Here is a 14,333-nt window from a genome sequence, read left to right as displayed (position 1 = left end):
TCGCGAGCCTCAGCGGTCCGGTACGGGCCGATCAGGTACAGCTTCTGGTAGTCGTCGACGTCGCCCCAGAAACATGCGACACGGATCGAGTAGGGCAGGTCTGCGGCAATCACTGGGCCACCTCCGCCGGCACGTAGAACTCGTGGGGCATGTGCAGCGGACCCGGTTCGACGTGATGCACGACGATCAACCCTGCGTCGACCGCCTCGTTGAACGCGGCGGCAATGCCGCGCTGGGCGTCGCCGAGCCCCATGCCGGACAGGATCGCGCCGCCGCTGAACGGCTTCCCGGCCCGGCGGACCAGCGCGGTGATGTCCTCAGCGGTCGCCTTGCGGTACGTGCGCTCTCCGCTCACCGGGCCACCGCCTCGACGAGCTCGCCCACCGGCGCCGCCTTAACCGCGTCGTACTGCCGGATGCCCCACGCGATCGCATGGCACGACCACACGAAGTGGAAGTCGTACTCCCGCAGATCCCACTCGTAGACGCCCGACACGATGTCGACGGACTCCCAGTCGGCCAGGAACCGGCGGGCGCCGTCCTCGTACGACAGCTCGCCATCACGGCGCGCCTCGGCCACCTCCCGGCGGAGTTCCGCGACCGTCTTCGGCTTCACCGGCTCGCGGACGCCCTGCCACGCGCGCGGGTATCGCTGGTCCGGCGGCGTCACCTTCCACGTCGACAGGTCCACCTCGTACCGGGCCTGCAGCTCATCAACCTGCCGGCCGTGCTCCGTGTAGACCTCGACGAGCCGCTTCGTGGTCGCCTCTTCCGAGTACACCTTCACCGACTGCCGGCCATCTGGGGTCTTCTCCGCCCAGTAGTCGACGTTCACGCCGTTCGACTGGCGGAAGAACCCGAACATGTCCGTCTCGCGGGAGAACGTGTACGTGCCGTGCGAACCCTTCACGGTCAGGTTGCCGGGCCACGTCACCAGGTCGAACCAGGTGAAGCCGGAGCCCTTGAACCGGATGTGCCGGTAGAGGCCGTCGTCGTGCAGCACCGTCATCTCGGCGCCGGCAATGTCGCTGGTGAAGATGGTGTTGGCGTCGCGCAGGATCGCCTTGTAGCGGTCGTAGTTCATGAGATCTCCTTCGGGGTCGTTGCGGGCTGAAAGTCGCAGAGGGTGAGCCGCTGCACGAGGCCGGAACCTTCGCCCGGCCCCCACGTCGGCAGGCAGTCGCCGCAGAGGTAGGCGCCCGGCCGGCCCGGGACGTGGGCGAGCGGCGCGTCGAACTCGGCGGAGCGGTGCGTGCCGAACATCTGGCGGTGGATGTCGCAGTCGGGGAGTACGGCAACGACGACGGACGGGGCGGCCATCAGACGTCCTCCATCGCGAACGGCGCCCCGACCGCCCCGCCGATCGTCTTCACCGGGTCGCACGGCCAAGCCCCGCCACACCCGCCACAGAACGGCGTCTCACAGCCGCACACACCGCCGAACACCGGCCCGTCCTCGCCGAACCCGTGGAACACCTCGCCGGTGCCGCCACACGCCCCACACGAACCCGACGGCGACGGGGCCGGGCCAGGCGCCTCGTGCCGCCAATGTCCGACCAGCAGCCCCTCCAACGCGTCCACCGCCGCCCGCAGCCGCAGGTGCGTGGTCGTCGCCAACACCGGGCCGGACAGGTCGGCACGCCACCGGCCGAGCCGCTGCGCCACGTCGCGGACCTCGGCGCCGTGCGCCGGGCACGACACCTCGAACGCCGGCGGGGACGACGCGAACGGGTCCTCGCAGGTGCACGAGTCCTCCCAGTCGAAGCCGGTCATCAGAACGCCCCGTCCGCGACCTGCAGAACCGTCAGGCCCATCGCCCGCCACATGGCGACGACCTGGTCGCGGTCATCGAGGACGAACCGGACCGCGTATCGGCCGGCGATGTGCTCCTCGAACAGCTCCCGCTTCACGATCGAGTCCTTGCGCTGGTCGCCGGCGGGCCGCATGTGAAGCACCGGCGGGAACGCATCGGTCAGATGCTCGGACAGCCATCCCTCGGTCTCGGCGCGGCACGACTCGTCCCGGCCCGACATGAACACCACGGACTCGCCAACCTGGAGCAGGTCCCTGACGAGGCGGACGATCGGCTCGATCGGAGCGTCCTCGCCGACCCGCGCCCAGTCGTACGGGCTGCGGCGCCCCGGGAGGCCCTTGCCCATGTCGGCGAGCGTCCCGTCGATGTCGACCAGCACCACCTCGGGCGCGCCCTCCGGCGCGACATAGAGCGCAGACGGCAGGACATCGGCCGGCTCGGCCGGCAGCGTCATCGGCCGACCCTTCAGCGGCGCGATGTGCTTCGCGTGCATGCTGAGAATGACCTCCGGCGGCACGAACGCAGGCGTGTCGAAGCGGTCCATGTTGCGCTCCAGGCAGGTGGCGAGCGGCACGTCGGTCAGGTCCCACACCTCGAACCCGGCGCCGGCTGCGGTTGCCAGCGTCCGGAACGCGCGGGCGTGCTGGTTGCGGAGGTTGGTGTCGTCCACGACGACATCCAGGCCGCGGCGGAGCAGCGCCGACACCGCGGCGTGCTGGGCAGCGGTCACCGCCTCCTCGTGCTCGTGAACACCCGTCCAGCCGCCGAACAGCTGGATGCGCAGGTCGTCGCGGTTCACGCGGGTGCGGTGCTTGTCGTCCTCCGCCACCCAGGCGCGGGCGCGAGTCGTCTTGCCGCTGCCCGGCAGACCGCGGGTGATCGTCAGTGTGGGCATCAGGTGGGGCTCCTGTCGGTGCGGGTTTCGAGCTCGCGGTCAACGCCGTCGAGCAGGGCGAGGGTCAGGTGGCCGGACTGGGCGGGCGGTGCCGCACCCTTCGGACCGCACGTCGTGAACGTGCCGTCGTCGAGCGACCCGGCGACCCGGTCGAGGCCGGCCAGCAGGTTCAGGCGGACCGCCTCCAGGGCAGCGGTCGGCGCCGCGGCGAAGCCGCTCACAGGTACTCCCGCCGGACCTGCAGCAGCCATGCCTCAACCACAGCCCGGTCCGGGTCGACCGGCAGCGGCGACGTGGCCTCATCGAACAGCGCCTCATACTTGGCCATCACGCTCCGGGCGTGCTCGATGTCGCCGCCGGCCACCCGCTCCCCGAAGTCAAGGAACCGCTGCGGGTCCGCAACACGGATACGCAACTCACCCGTCGCGAACAGGTCATAGCCCTGGTCGCACAGCCGAAGCAGGTGCCGGGCGTGCTTTGCCGTCCGCTTGCGGGTGTCGGCGGAGAACGAGCCGTCGCCGCGCGCCTCCAGCCGCTTGAACTGCTGGGTGGCGTAGCCGAGGTAGGCGTCACGGACCCGCTTCGCCGACGGAAACGCCCGGCGAATCCCGATCAGCGCGACGCCGAGAGACGTCGTGGTCTCGTACAGGTCGGCTGGCAGCCACATCAGCTCCGACACGGTCGGGTTCCCGCCGAGCGCCAGCTGGCAGTACTTGCGGGCCTCGTGGAACGTGGTGTCCGGCTTCGACGACACGACCGACTCGGTGGGCGTGGTCAGACCGTGGAACGCGGCCGTGGGCGCCGCAAACACGCCGAGGCGGTCAACGTCGGAGTCGGGGCCAGCCAGACCGTAGGCGGTCGATCCGACAATGCCGGACAGCAACACGTTGGGCGGGGTCACCGGGCACCGCCCAGCACCGTCTCGACGACCGCACAGAACTGGGTCGCCGACGCCAGCAGCGCATCCGCCTCGACGCCAGTCACCGCCTGCGGGATGCCCGCCTCGGCCGCGGCCCGCTTGCTTGAGGTGGCGGCGAAGTGCGACGCCCACTCGGTGAGCTCCGGCGCCACCAGCGGCAGCAGCGACCAGACTGACGTCACCCGTGCACGAGGTCTGCCCGGGGCCGGCAGGGCACGAGCGGCCAGCACCGCCGCCGCGCAGCGCAACGCCGCCAGGTGGGCGGTCGCGTACCGCATGCCGGGGGTGCCGATCTCCGCCGCCTCGGCCAAACCCTCCCGAGCCTTCACCAGAAGCTCACGGGGCGTGCGGGCTGGCAGGGCGTGGGCGGGGACCGGGAGCGTGACGCGGGCGGCGGTCATCGGGCCGCCTCCGCCCACGGGTCGGCCGGCTCCGCATCCAGCCACGGCCCGATCCACGCCGACCCGTCCGGGAACCTGCGGTGCGTACGGTGGTGCACCGTGAAGCCGACGATGTTGTACAGGCCAACCCTGGTCGAACCAATCGCCTCCGCCGCCTCACGCGACGACAGCTGCTGCGCGTCCATGGCGATCCCACCTCCGGCGGCCAGCCAGCGCACCTCCCACTCCACTGACACCTCGGCCGGGTCGCCGTGCTCGTCGTGGACGCAGCAGTCGTGGAACATCGGCGCAGGCGGCTCGTTGAAGTCGATCGCCACTCCCAGCCGCTCCCCGGCATGCCGGGGCATCTCGGCCAGGCCAGTCGCCAGGTTGACGCACGTCGGGCGGTCGAAGCCGGGCAGGTCCTGATCGAACGCATGCGTCCAGTCGGCGGCCTTCCGCAGGCCACGGACGTAGCCGATCGACTCGGCATCCCGGGCGATGTCCTCGACGGGCTTCGGGGCGGTCACCGGACCCCGCCGTTCGCCCGGTCGACCTCGGGCGCGAACCGCTCCGCCAGATCCTCGTACGACAGGTCCGCGCCCGTCTCCGTGTACAGGTCCAGCGGCTCGACGCCGGCAACCGCGGCGTGCGCGGCCGGCCGGACCTTCGCCGTCATCGGGTCCCGGAGGATGTACAGCGCCAGGTCGACCCAGTGGTCCCAGTGGCCCTCGGCGTGGCTGTTGCCGTTCCGCGGCGAATACGAGACGAACCAGTCGCCCACCCACGGCGTCCACTGCAGACCGCAGCGCTTCCCGCCTTCGTGGACGATGACGCCCTCGTAGGTGGTGCCGAGCGCGTGGATGCGGTCCTCGGCGGTCGTCCGGGCGGTTGCCTGTTCGGGGGCTTCGGTCATGTCTATGCCTTTCGTAGTCAGTGAACGGCGGCGGCGAGCGCCGCACCGAACGGGATCTGCGTGAACTCCGGCGGCACATCCGGCACCGAGTCGTAGGGGACGCCGCACCACGGGTCCCAGTCCTTCTCCCGGAACACAACCCGCCACGCGTTGCCGTCGGCGTCCAAGTTCAGGTAGCCGCGGGTGTCGTGGTGCTTGTACTGCTCGATACGCAAGCCGTCGTGCTCAACGGTGCCCATCCACATCCAGTCGCCCCACCGGTCGGCCGGAAGCCGCAGTTCGAGGGGACGCCAGCGGGCCAGCACCTCAACCGGGGTGAACACGTCGGCGCAGTTGCCGAGGCCGCGCAGGATCTCGGCGCCGTGACGCTTCACCAGGCCGAGGCCGACGTGGATGTGACCGGTGCCGCCTGTCCCGTCGCCGCCATCGTCCTCAACGTCGGCGTTATACGTCACGCCCCCTTCGATGTCTCCGCCAACAAGCCGGATGACGGAGATTTCGGCCGTACCGCGCGACCAGCGGTGCACATACCAGCCGTCGTGCCAGGGCGCGCCGTCCAGGTCGCGGGGCGACTCCTCGTGCGTGACGCGGTACCGCCAGCCGGCGGCGTGCAGGGCCCGGATCAGGGCGGGGATCGTGGTCACGACAGCCTCGCCAGGTCGTTGGCCTCCAGCGAGGCGGCGGCTTTCGGGTCGACGCGGCGGAGCACCTCAACGAACACCATCGGCCACACGATCGGCTCGCCGGGCGCCGAACAGATCAGGATGTCCCGCGAGCCATCGGTGGGGATCTCCTGGCCGAGGGCCTTGCTGAGCTTCCGGGCGGGCACGGTCTTCGGGACGGTGAACATCGTGATCGACTGGGCGCCGACGATGTCGGCGAGCGTGCTCTGCGCGATGAGCAGCTGCAGGTCGCCGGTGACGAGGACCATCCCGGACGTGTTGATGACGTACGCCGTCCAGGCTGCGAACGGGTCGAGGCGGCGGGCGACGTGCAGGTCGAGGTTCAGGCCGGCGAGGACGATGAACGCGGTTCGGTCGGCGTAACAGTCGGCGATCCGGTCGACGGCGGTTGCGTGGTCGATGACTTCGGCGGACATGGACGGCTCCTTGCTGTTGTCGGGGGTTGAAGCGGCGGGGATGGCAATGGACTGTGGTGGGTGTGGTGGGTTTGACCCCGTTTTTGGGTTAGCTCTTACATGCGTGGTGAAAGCCGACCCCGAAATGGGCCTCAACCCACCACACCCACCACACTTGACCGGTCAAGCTGCCCGGAGTGCACCGAACATCCCGGTTTCGTACTTCTCGTTGAGGGTCACGCCGACGTACCAGGTGCCCTTGCGGTCGCTAACTTTCGGATAGCCGAGCCGCGGCAGCTCCCGGCCAAACTTCGTCTGCGTCATCGGCGACAGGACGTTCGCCGTCTTCGCCCACACGAGGTATCCCGCGAACAGGTCATTCGCTGCGCTCATCGCCGCCGGCGCGGCGATCAGCGCCGCTTTGGCAAAATCCGCAAGCGGAGATGCCTCAGCAGTACCGAGCCGCGTCTGCTTGTCGATGACATCCGGCATGACCGGCTTGGCGGCACCCGTCCACTGGTCGAGAATCGCGTTCAAGAACCCCGACGCCTCAGCCTTCAGCGCCTCCTTGAAGTCCTCGCGTCCGCCCCCAGCAACGGACCCCTGGATCGAGAAGTTCCACGCGATCTCCACATACCGGCGGGTCATCGCGTCGTCGGCGGGCCAGCCGGGCCGCTTGTTCGCCGCCATCTCGAACAGCCACTTCGCCGGAAACTCGACCCCGTCTTTCCCCATCGCGCGCCCGCTGAGCGTCCCGCCGCCCGTGATCTTTTTGAGGATGCCGAGGTCGTACTGGGCGCCCTCGTCGGGTTCCTCGCAGAACAGCAGCCGGCACCCGCGCAGCTTCGCCAGTTCCGATCGGTACACCTCCCTGGCGGCGCCGCGGGACTTGAGGATTACCTCGATCGGCAGTTCGGCCGCATACTCGCCGCCGGCCGCGGCGACACAGCCCCACATGGTGCCCTTGCCGTTGCCGCCGCCTTCGCCGATGTTCGCGATGAAGTTCTCGGCGCCCATTCCGGACAGGCCGCGGCACCACATCTGCAGCTGGTATCTGCGGACGTCTTCGTCGGGCTGGTAGAGCTTGAACGCTGCCGCGATGTTCGGCGCGGTTGCGTCTGGGTCGTAGGCGCAGGCGGTACGGGTGTTGAGGTCGTCGGGTGTGGTTGCCCTGACCTTCTTCGTGCCGTCAGCGTGAAGCTCGATGGTGACGCCGTTCGCGCACGGCAGCGTCCACGGTTGGCCGAGCGCAACCGCGGGTAGTGCATCAAACTCGGTGTAATGGGTGCGAATGCCGGCCGCGCCGCGCAGGATCTTGATCGCGTGGTTCTGTGTGGCTCCAGCGGAGAACCCGGCGAGCTCGCGGCAGTCGTCGCGGCTCAGCGGTCGCTGGGCGACGATGTCTGCGGTGTAGAGCCGGATGACTTCGACGACGGCCCGGAGCACCTCGGGTTCCGCTTCGGTGGCCCATTTGGCGCCGTTGTGCGCGAGCCAGCCGAGTTCGGGGCACCAGCGGAATCGGCCGCGGAGTGCCGGTTCGGCGAGGTCGGCGAGCTTGACGGCGCCGAACGTCTCAATGTCGGGCGTCGTCACTTGGTCCCCCGTCGGCCGGCCGCCCGCAGGGATGTGCCGCTGCGGGCGGCCGGCATGGTGCTGCACATTGGGTGGGCCCTCCTCGGGCGTCGGGAGGGGTGGTCAGTTGGTCGGTCGCGCCGAACGGCGCTTGCCGCGCCGGTTCCACAGCAGCCGCAAGATCGCAACGCCGTAGCCGACGTTGACGAGCCCGGCGCCGACCCACAGGACGACACCAGGCCACAGCAGCGGCCGCCACCAGTGGCTCGCCGCGACGAGCGCCATGCCGGTGCCGAAGACGACCCAGTTCAGCCAGCGCCACGCACGGTCGAGAGTGGCCCGGGCGCTCACGCGACCTCACCTTCCACGACGTTGCCGGTCCAGCCCTCGGCGGCCAGCACGTACGTTTTGGTGAAGACCCGATCCCAGCCGTGGCGCCACAAGGCGTCAGCGGCGGCATAGCGGTCCCCGCCGACCTCCTGGAGAACAAGCCAGGCGGTTTCGAGCGCGTCCCGCAGGAACCGGTTCTCGCCAAGCCAGATGTACTGGCCGTTCGGGAACGGGGCGACCGCGTCGATGGGCTCGGGGAGGATGACGTTCATCGGGCACCGCCGGGCGTGCCGCAGACGTTCGGGCAGGTGCAGCCGTCCCACACCGGGTTGTGCGCGGTGTCGGCGTCCATTCCCGTTGCGTTGCGGTCGTGTTCCTTGCCGCGCTGGCACGTCGCCATGTGCCCGGCCCAGACCAGCGCGCCGCCGACGATCACCTCCCGCAGCACGAAGCACCGCATGCCGCAGAACTTGCAGTAGGCGCCGGCCATCAGGCGCTCGCCAGGACGCGGTCGAAGTGGATCAGGCCGCGGGCCTCGTTGAGGGCGTCACGCAGGTCGCGCAGCTCGTAGCGGTGGCGCAGTTCGGCGCGCGTGGCGCGGTGCGCGGTCTGCGGGTCGCTGGCCAGGGTGCTGTTGGTCTTGGTACGGTTGCGAGCAGACATCACGGAAACTCCGATTCCGTTGAGAGCCGGTACGCGCGGTCGAGGCGCTGCCGGCTCAGTCCTTTTGAGGGGTCAGGCGGCCTTCGCGGCCTCGGTCGCAGCGATGCACTCCTGCTCGACGAGAGCGCCGAGGAGTTCAGCCCACTTGACCGCGGGTCCGCCGTGAGGGGCGGTCAGGCCGATCTCCCAGTTGGAGAGAGTCGGGCTACTGACGCCGATGGTTGCGGCTACTTCACGCATTGACAGTCGGGCCCGCTTGCGGATCTCCCGACCGGTGCCGTCCTTGGCGTAACGGCGCGCAGCGGCGACGCCCAGCAGGGCTTCTTTCGTCATGTCATCAATGATGGCAGCTTCTTGAGTGGTGTGCAACCTCTTGAAAACTTGGCAAGATCTTGGAAAGTGCGGCGGGTCGGCGGGAGATGTTTGCCAGCCTCTTGAGAACTGCCTACGGTTGCGGCGTGGGGGAGAAGCTAATGCCGGCCCGTGTCCACGTCGACCAGGCTGCGAGCACCGAAGGTGTGGACGCGGCCGAGCTGCGCGACTTCGGTGACGTCACGCTGACCTTCCAGCGTTTCCCCGACGAGGAGCAGGGCCCGTGGATGCTGCGCCTGTACTGGCAGCAGATCGACGGCCGGACCGAATGCGTGGGGATGAAGCTGTCGTCTATGGCCAGCCCGGCAGAGAACCGGGCGGTTCCACCCCACCTGCAGATGCCGACGGTTGGGGTGCCGCTACCCCTGACCTTGGTCCGCGACCTGAAGCTCGGCGAGATCATCCGTGCTGAGCGGGAACGGCTCGACGCCGGGCAGGTGGTGGCCCCGGCGAAGCCCCCCAGCCTGCGACAGTCGACGTGGGAGCGGCTTCAGGAGGCCGCCACGATCTACCGGGCCGCGTACGCCACCAGCGGCAAGCCGACGTCGGCGGTCGCCGACCACTTCGGCCTGACGGTTGGCGGGGCATCGAACCTGGTGTCCCGGGCGCGCGAGCTGGGGCTGCTTCCACCAACATCGCGAGGTGCGTCGCAGGGCTAGGCCGCAAGCTTCGCCGGCAGCAGGTCGAGGCGCTTCCTCAGCGTCAGGTACTCGACGACGCGCTGCGCCGCTTCGGGGCTTGCATTGTGTGCCTTGTTGAAGATCGGGGCTTCGCTGCGGATCGCCGCGCGCTCGGCAACTTCGGCCTCAGCACGGCTCGGGAACCACTCAACGTCCTGACGCCGGGCGAACGCCCACCAGATCGACGTAGCTGCATGCGCGTAGGAGCGCGTCGCCACGTGTTCCGTAATCCCGACGTAAAGCAGGGCCTGCTTCTGGTCGCGCCACCTGTACAGCGCGCAACGCCGTTCTTCTTGAACGCCCTGCGACACGATGGGCGCCGAAGCGCGAGCCTGAACGGCTACTGGCTTCTGGTGGGATGCGGCTCGTTCGACCGCGAAAACCGGCTTCTTGCCGGGTGTCGGGAGGGGGCGTGCGTAGCTGGGGATGGCGAACTCGTACCGGTCGAGGTCCATCCTGATTAGCCAGCCATGCTGATCCATTGCGTCGAGCAGGTCGAGGGCCAGGTCCCGGTTCTGTGGACCGAGACGGGCGGTGATGCGGTCGATGACGTCAGGGGTGATCGGCGTGCCGACGTCGTTGCCCAGCTCTCGGATCGCCAGGAATGTCTCACCTGCCAGGCCGGTGAAGCCGCCGGCCTGCGTGGATTTCAGAGCTTGATACCAGCGCTCCTTGGTGAGCCTGCTCGCCTCCGATGTCATTTACATATTCTAGCCAACATCTCAAAATGTTGCCGTCCTCTTTGCTGGTTGCGATGGCTGCGAGTCGGTCAAGTTCAGGCCTGCTGGCAGGCCCTTCCGGCGCCGTCCGGTTGAGACGCCCCGAGCCGCCGCCTTCGCCCCGGCCTTCCGGTCGGGGCGTTGTGCTGCTGCAGGCGATTCGGCTGCCCGTACGCCGATCCCATTCCGGCATGAACGCGAACAGGATCCGCGGATGACCTTCCGCCACGTCGCCGCCGCAGCCTTCGCCGTTCTCGCCCTCACCGGCTGCGGCGATCATCCCGAGGACGCGGCGGTGCCCGCAGCGTCGCCGTCCGCCACTGTGTCGCCGTCCGCGACACTGTCGCCGTCCAGTGGGGCATCGCCGCGGCCGACACCGACGTTCTGCGCGAGCGGCCGGTTGGTGAACGGCGACTGTGCCGGGGCGGCTGAGGTCCCGCCGACGACGGCCGTCGTCGTGCCACCTCCGCCGACGACGGAGACGGCAGCGCCCGATCCGACGGAGCCGGACGAGAACGTCTACTACAAGAACTGTGCGGCGGCGCGGGCGGCTGGTGCGGCGCCGCTGTACCGCGGTGAGCCGGGTTATCGGTCTGGTCTGGACCGGGATGGTGACGGGGTGGCGTGCGAGTAGTGGGCGCGGCGGCTGCCGTGCTGCGTTGGACGGCGCCACCTTCCGGTATTCCGGGCGAATCGGCGAGACATCGCCTTAAGTCGCTGCTACCGTGACCCCTGCTGTTCCTTTGTGAAGCCATGCGGTTACTTCTTTGGCTGAAAACACCGCGCGGCGTCTTGTTCTCGGGACGGCCCACAACTTCATGAGCGGTGCCTGTGCGCAGGTGAGGGCTACTTCCACTTTTAATGGGTTGGTCGCGGGTTCGAGTCCCGCCGCCGGCTTCGGCCGGTGTAGCTCAGTTGGCAGAGCAACTATGTTTCCCTCGCCGACCTGGTTCTCGGCACCGCTCAGAAGTTGATGAGCCTCCCCATGCGAAGGGTTGAGGCAATGTCGAAGTTCAACACCACGGCCACCCGTGCCGCGTCCGGGACCGGCCCGATCATCTCCGAGCAGCGGCCGAGCGGTACCACCCACGAAGGTGGGGTCGGCTACGCCCGTGACGTCAAGTCGGAGCTGTTCCTGCTCGCCGTCGCCAACATGGTCGGTGAAGCCACGTTCTACGAGGCCGCCAACGGCCGGGACTCCCGTTACACCGAGCTCGTCCGCGCCGTCGCCGTCGAAGACCCCGACTGGACGAGCCGGTTCCTGCGCTGGCTGCGCGCCGGCGCCAACATGCGCTCCGCGTCCCTCGTCGGCGGGCTCGAAGCCGCCCGGGCGATGCTCGCCGCGGGCCTGCCCGGCGGCCGGCAGGTGGTCGCGTCGGTGCTGCAGCGTGCCGACGAGCCCGGCGAGGCGCTCGCCTACTGGACGTCCCGGTACGGCCGGAAGATTCCGATGCCAGTGAAGAACGGTGTCGCCGACGCCGCGGTCCGGCTCTACTCGGAGCGGTCACTGCTGAAGTACGACACCGTGTCGAAAGGCTGGCGGTTCGGCGACGTCATCGACATGACCCACCCGAAGCCGGCGGCGCCGTGGCAGGGGGACCTGTTCAAGGTGGCGCTCGACTGGCGGCCGTGCCGCGACGACGTGACTGTGCCCGGCACGCTGTCGACGCTGATCGCCAACCTGCAGCTGCGGCTTGACGCCGTGGCCGACCCGGCGGTGCTGCTCGACCCGGAGCGGCTGGCCGAGGCTGGGTGGACGTGGGAGAACGCCCTATCGTTGGCCGGCGGAAGGGTTGACAAGGCGAGGTTGTGGGAGGCGCTGATCCCGTCGATGGGGTACATGGCGCTGCTGCGGAACCTGCGCAACTTCGACGAGGCCGGCGTCTCCGACCAGGTCGCCGACCAGGTCGCGGTACGTCTTGCAGACCCGGAGCAGGTGGCGAAGTCGCGGCAGTTCCCGTTCCGGTTCTACGCGGCACACAGCGCGGTGCAGTCGCTGCGGTGGGGCAACGCGCTCGAGAAGGCGCTGCGGGCGTCGCTGGCGAACGTGCCGGCGCTGCCGGGCCGGACGCTGGTGCTGGTCGACCAGTCGCCGTCGATGTTCCCCGGCTACGGCTTCTCGACGGCACAGCAGAACCGGGACATCTCCAACGCCGACCTGGCGAAGCTGTTCGGCGCGGCGGTCGCCCTGCGGGCCGCGGACGCGACCCTCGTCGGGTACGGCAACACCAGCGCCCGGGTGCCGTTCGCGAAGGGTGAGGCGGTGCTGCGGTTGATGGGCAAGTTCCAGATGATCGACGGCACGGATACGTTCGGTGCGATCGCGCAGCACTTCGACCGGCATGACCGGGTGGTGATCGTTACGGACGAGCAGAACCAGCCGGGTCGGTACCGGACAATCGACGATGTGCTGCCGCGGACGGTGCCGGCATACGTGTGGAACATCGGCGGCTACCAGGTGGGTTCGACGGCGTCGGGCCGGAACCGGTGGACGTTCGGCGGGCTGACCGATGCCGGCTTCCAGATGATCCCGCTGCTGGAGGCGGGACGCGACGGCGAGTGGCCGTTCTGATTCAAGACTGCGACGCCCCGGACCGTTCGTTACGCGGCCCGGGGCGTCGTGCTGTTCGCGGCCGGCGCGACGACTGCCGTGCTGCGGAAGGCGGCGACTCCGGTGGAGCCACCTGGCCGTCGCGCCGGCCCGCCTCCTGCCTACTCGCGTCGCAGCGGGGGCGCTTCGGCTGATCGGGTGGTGTCGCTGCGGGCTGGCCGCAGATCGACTGTCGGTTGGGACTGAGCCCAGCTCGATTCCGGCCGGGAGCTGATCGTGCCGCGACGGGCTGCGGTAGCCGAACTGCCAGTCTGGGCGCAGCTGGCAGCAAACTGGCAGTTCAGTCCTCGATGAGGACCGTGTCGACGGCGTCGCCGTACACGTCAGGGCTTCGGGTCGCCACATACCAGACCTGCCCCTCGGCCACCAGAAGCGCCGCGGCGCCGGCACCCGGGCTGCCGAACAGGGCGGCGGCCGACGCGTGCGGCTTCCAGCCGGCGGCGTCCAGCCCGACCACCACCGCGGCCGGGTGCCGTGCGAGGACGTCGAGCATCGGCCACGACGCCTCATCCAGCTTCAGCCCGGCCTCGACCAGGCACACGGCGGGGATGGCGAAGCGGTGCTTCTCCTCCGTCACCTCGCCCAGCAGCTCCCCGAGGCCGGTCGACCCGGCGACGTAGGCGAGGACAGCGGAAGTGTCGAGGGCGAGCTGGGCGTCGGTCACGCGGCGCGGAGCCGGGCCAGCAGTGCCTGGCGGCGTTCCTCGCGCTGCTCCGGCGTCCAGCGGTTCGCGAGTTCGTCCAGCTTTTCCCGCATCCGGGCACGGCCGGCGGCGGTGATCAGGACGCCGCGCTCGTCGACGTAGTCGCCGCGGGTGTCGGGCTGCTGGTCGGCCATGACCTCAGGGTACCGCCGGGCCACGAGGCTCGGCTAGGATCGAACGGCAAGCGTGGCGGGGCGAGGCTAGGCCGGGTATGGCCTGGCTTGGCGGGGCCGGGCTAGGCAGGGGATTTGGAGTGACGCCCGAGGTTTGACCTCGGGCGTTTTCTTTTGCGCCGCTACTCGCAGCGGTCGCTGCCGCGGACGGTCTGGGTAGGCGTGGTGACGGGGGTGAGGTCTCCGATGTCGAGTCCGCTCCGGCGAAGCAACCGTTCCAGTTGGCTGGTGGTCACCCAGTACTCGCCGCCACGCGGGTCGGCCGCCAGATGCCACATGCGTTCGCCGGTGCCGTCCCGGTCGCACCAGACCGCCTCGACCCGCCACCCGCCGGCGTGCAGCACCGCCTCCACCATCAGCCCATGATCGCTCGGAGTTCGCGCAGTTCAAGGGGCATGTGTGAACTACAGCGCTGGGATTCGCCAGTCGACAGCGACGCGGAACAGGTCACCGGACCGGCCACCCTCCGGTCGTCTCCCGGCCCGGTCAGGCGGCCAACTGCCCGGTTGCC

The 14,333-nt window shown here is 69.4% G+C and carries 25 protein-coding genes and 1 tRNA gene; 4 read left to right on the top strand and 22 right to left on the bottom strand.

The features are described 5' to 3' along the window. Positions 1 to 109: 109 nt before the first annotated feature. From ABD352_RS17430 to ABD352_RS17345, 18 genes are all read right to left on the bottom strand, one after another. On the bottom strand, positions 110 to 355 hold the full coding sequence (locus ABD352_RS17430; RefSeq protein WP_344613425.1) for a hypothetical protein: 246 nt from the start codon (positions 353 to 355) through the stop codon (positions 110 to 112). After that, positions 352 to 1,083: a hypothetical protein gene (locus tag ABD352_RS17425; RefSeq protein ID WP_344613424.1), complete on the bottom strand. Its 732-nt coding sequence runs from the start codon at positions 1,081 to 1,083 to the stop codon at positions 352 to 354. Before ABD352_RS17425 ends, ABD352_RS17430 begins: the two co-directional genes overlap by 4 nt. After that, positions 1,080 to 1,319: a hypothetical protein gene (locus tag ABD352_RS17420; RefSeq protein WP_344613423.1), complete on the bottom strand. Its 240-nt coding sequence runs from the start codon at positions 1,317 to 1,319 to the stop codon at positions 1,080 to 1,082. The genes ABD352_RS17425 and ABD352_RS17420 overlap by 4 nt, the downstream gene beginning before the upstream one ends. Next, complete coding sequence (locus ABD352_RS17415) at positions 1,319 to 1,771, bottom strand: hypothetical protein (protein WP_344613422.1); 453 nt, start codon at positions 1,769 to 1,771, stop codon at positions 1,319 to 1,321. Before ABD352_RS17415 ends, ABD352_RS17420 begins: the two co-directional genes overlap by 1 nt. Next, positions 1,771 to 2,706 carry a phosphatase domain-containing protein gene (locus ABD352_RS17410; protein ID WP_344613421.1) on the bottom strand — a complete coding sequence of 312 codons (936 nt, stop codon included), beginning with the start codon at positions 2,704 to 2,706 and terminating at the stop codon, positions 1,771 to 1,773. The genes ABD352_RS17415 and ABD352_RS17410 overlap by 1 nt, the downstream gene beginning before the upstream one ends. Continuing rightward, positions 2,706 to 2,927, bottom strand: coding sequence for a hypothetical protein (locus ABD352_RS17405; protein ID WP_344613420.1), 222 nt, complete (start codon positions 2,925 to 2,927; stop codon positions 2,706 to 2,708). Before ABD352_RS17405 ends, ABD352_RS17410 begins: the two co-directional genes overlap by 1 nt. Next, positions 2,924 to 3,607 (bottom strand): nucleotidyltransferase domain-containing protein, encoded by a 684-nt coding sequence (locus ABD352_RS17400; protein WP_344613419.1) that lies wholly within the window; start codon positions 3,605 to 3,607, stop codon positions 2,924 to 2,926. Before ABD352_RS17400 ends, ABD352_RS17405 begins: the two co-directional genes overlap by 4 nt. Continuing rightward, a complete protein-coding gene (locus ABD352_RS17395) occupies positions 3,604 to 4,026 on the bottom strand; it encodes an SAV_6107 family HEPN domain-containing protein (RefSeq protein WP_344613418.1) in 423 nt (140 codons plus the stop codon). Before ABD352_RS17395 ends, ABD352_RS17400 begins: the two co-directional genes overlap by 4 nt. Beyond that, positions 4,023 to 4,535 carry a hypothetical protein gene (locus ABD352_RS17390; RefSeq protein WP_344613417.1) on the bottom strand — a complete coding sequence of 171 codons (513 nt, stop codon included), beginning with the start codon at positions 4,533 to 4,535 and terminating at the stop codon, positions 4,023 to 4,025. Before ABD352_RS17390 ends, ABD352_RS17395 begins: the two co-directional genes overlap by 4 nt. Next, on the bottom strand, positions 4,532 to 4,921 hold the full coding sequence (locus ABD352_RS17385) for a hypothetical protein (RefSeq protein ID WP_344613416.1): 390 nt from the start codon (positions 4,919 to 4,921) through the stop codon (positions 4,532 to 4,534). Before ABD352_RS17385 ends, ABD352_RS17390 begins: the two co-directional genes overlap by 4 nt. Before the next feature lie 17 nt (positions 4,922 to 4,938). Next, positions 4,939 to 5,565: a hypothetical protein gene (locus tag ABD352_RS17380; protein ID WP_344613415.1), complete on the bottom strand. Its 627-nt coding sequence runs from the start codon at positions 5,563 to 5,565 to the stop codon at positions 4,939 to 4,941. Next, on the bottom strand, positions 5,562 to 6,020 hold the full coding sequence (locus ABD352_RS17375) for a hypothetical protein (protein ID WP_344613414.1): 459 nt from the start codon (positions 6,018 to 6,020) through the stop codon (positions 5,562 to 5,564). The genes ABD352_RS17380 and ABD352_RS17375 overlap by 4 nt, the downstream gene beginning before the upstream one ends. 162 nt (positions 6,021 to 6,182) lie before the next feature. Beyond that, positions 6,183 to 7,592, bottom strand: coding sequence for a DUF5906 domain-containing protein (locus tag ABD352_RS17370; protein ID WP_344613413.1), 1,410 nt, complete (start codon positions 7,590 to 7,592; stop codon positions 6,183 to 6,185). Between the two features lie 102 nt (positions 7,593 to 7,694). Beyond that, positions 7,695 to 7,922 carry a hypothetical protein gene (locus ABD352_RS17365; protein ID WP_344613412.1) on the bottom strand — a complete coding sequence of 76 codons (228 nt, stop codon included), beginning with the start codon at positions 7,920 to 7,922 and terminating at the stop codon, positions 7,695 to 7,697. Continuing rightward, positions 7,919 to 8,173 (bottom strand): hypothetical protein, encoded by a 255-nt coding sequence (locus ABD352_RS17360; RefSeq protein WP_344613411.1) that lies wholly within the window; start codon positions 8,171 to 8,173, stop codon positions 7,919 to 7,921. The genes ABD352_RS17365 and ABD352_RS17360 overlap by 4 nt, the downstream gene beginning before the upstream one ends. Further along, positions 8,170 to 8,391, bottom strand: a complete 222-nt coding sequence (locus tag ABD352_RS17355) for a hypothetical protein (RefSeq protein WP_344613410.1) — start codon at positions 8,389 to 8,391, stop codon at positions 8,170 to 8,172. Before ABD352_RS17355 ends, ABD352_RS17360 begins: the two co-directional genes overlap by 4 nt. Then, the gene (locus ABD352_RS17350; protein ID WP_344613409.1) at positions 8,391 to 8,564 is read right to left on the bottom strand and encodes a hypothetical protein; all 174 of its coding nucleotides are present in this window, start codon (positions 8,562 to 8,564) and stop codon (positions 8,391 to 8,393) included. The genes ABD352_RS17355 and ABD352_RS17350 overlap by 1 nt, the downstream gene beginning before the upstream one ends. A 72-nt stretch (positions 8,565 to 8,636) precedes the next feature. Then, entirely contained in the window at positions 8,637 to 8,897 is a 261-nt protein-coding gene (locus ABD352_RS17345; RefSeq protein WP_344613408.1) for a helix-turn-helix domain-containing protein, read from the bottom strand. Between the two features lie 86 nt (positions 8,898 to 8,983). Between ABD352_RS17345 and ABD352_RS17340 the strand changes: the two genes are divergently transcribed. Beyond that, entirely contained in the window at positions 8,984 to 9,595 is a 612-nt protein-coding gene (locus ABD352_RS17340; protein WP_344613407.1) for a hypothetical protein, read from the top strand. On the opposite strand, the gene ABD352_RS17335 is transcribed toward ABD352_RS17340, so the two are convergent. Next, the gene (locus ABD352_RS17335) at positions 9,592 to 10,317 is read right to left on the bottom strand and encodes a hypothetical protein (protein ID WP_344613406.1); all 726 of its coding nucleotides are present in this window, start codon (positions 10,315 to 10,317) and stop codon (positions 9,592 to 9,594) included. The two genes, ABD352_RS17340 and ABD352_RS17335, sit on opposite strands and share 4 nt — an antisense overlap. A gap of 232 nt (positions 10,318 to 10,549) precedes the next feature. On the opposite strand from ABD352_RS17335, the gene ABD352_RS17330 reads away from it, so the two are divergent. The 3 genes from ABD352_RS17330 (at position 10,550) to ABD352_RS17320 (ending at position 12,907) form a co-directional block, all read left to right on the top strand. Next, entirely contained in the window at positions 10,550 to 10,969 is a 420-nt protein-coding gene (locus ABD352_RS17330) for an excalibur calcium-binding domain-containing protein (protein WP_344613405.1), read from the top strand. Between the two features lie 201 nt (positions 10,970 to 11,170). After that, positions 11,171 to 11,232: transfer RNA gene (locus ABD352_RS17325), tRNA-Ser, on the top strand. 106 nt (positions 11,233 to 11,338) lie between these two features. Continuing rightward, entirely contained in the window at positions 11,339 to 12,907 is a 1,569-nt protein-coding gene (locus ABD352_RS17320; protein ID WP_344613404.1) for a TROVE domain-containing protein, read from the top strand. 319 nt (positions 12,908 to 13,226) lie between these two features. Here ABD352_RS17320 and ABD352_RS17315 read toward each other — a convergent pair whose 3' ends face one another. From ABD352_RS17315 to ABD352_RS17305, 3 genes are all read right to left on the bottom strand, one after another. After that, positions 13,227 to 13,610, bottom strand: a complete 384-nt coding sequence (locus tag ABD352_RS17315; protein ID WP_344613403.1) for a hypothetical protein — start codon at positions 13,608 to 13,610, stop codon at positions 13,227 to 13,229. Continuing rightward, the gene (locus ABD352_RS17310; RefSeq protein WP_344613402.1) at positions 13,607 to 13,783 is read right to left on the bottom strand and encodes a hypothetical protein; all 177 of its coding nucleotides are present in this window, start codon (positions 13,781 to 13,783) and stop codon (positions 13,607 to 13,609) included. Before ABD352_RS17310 ends, ABD352_RS17315 begins: the two co-directional genes overlap by 4 nt. Positions 13,784 to 13,944: 161 nt before the next feature. Continuing rightward, complete coding sequence (locus tag ABD352_RS17305) at positions 13,945 to 14,178, bottom strand: hypothetical protein (protein ID WP_344613401.1); 234 nt, start codon at positions 14,176 to 14,178, stop codon at positions 13,945 to 13,947. Positions 14,179 to 14,333: the final 155 nt, after the last annotated feature.

The sequence above is a fragment of the Dactylosporangium salmoneum genome (assembly GCF_039532525.1).
Classification (GTDB): Bacteria; Actinomycetota; Actinomycetes; order Mycobacteriales; family Micromonosporaceae; genus Dactylosporangium; species Dactylosporangium salmoneum.
This window is presented reverse-complemented; position numbering and strand designations above follow the sequence as displayed.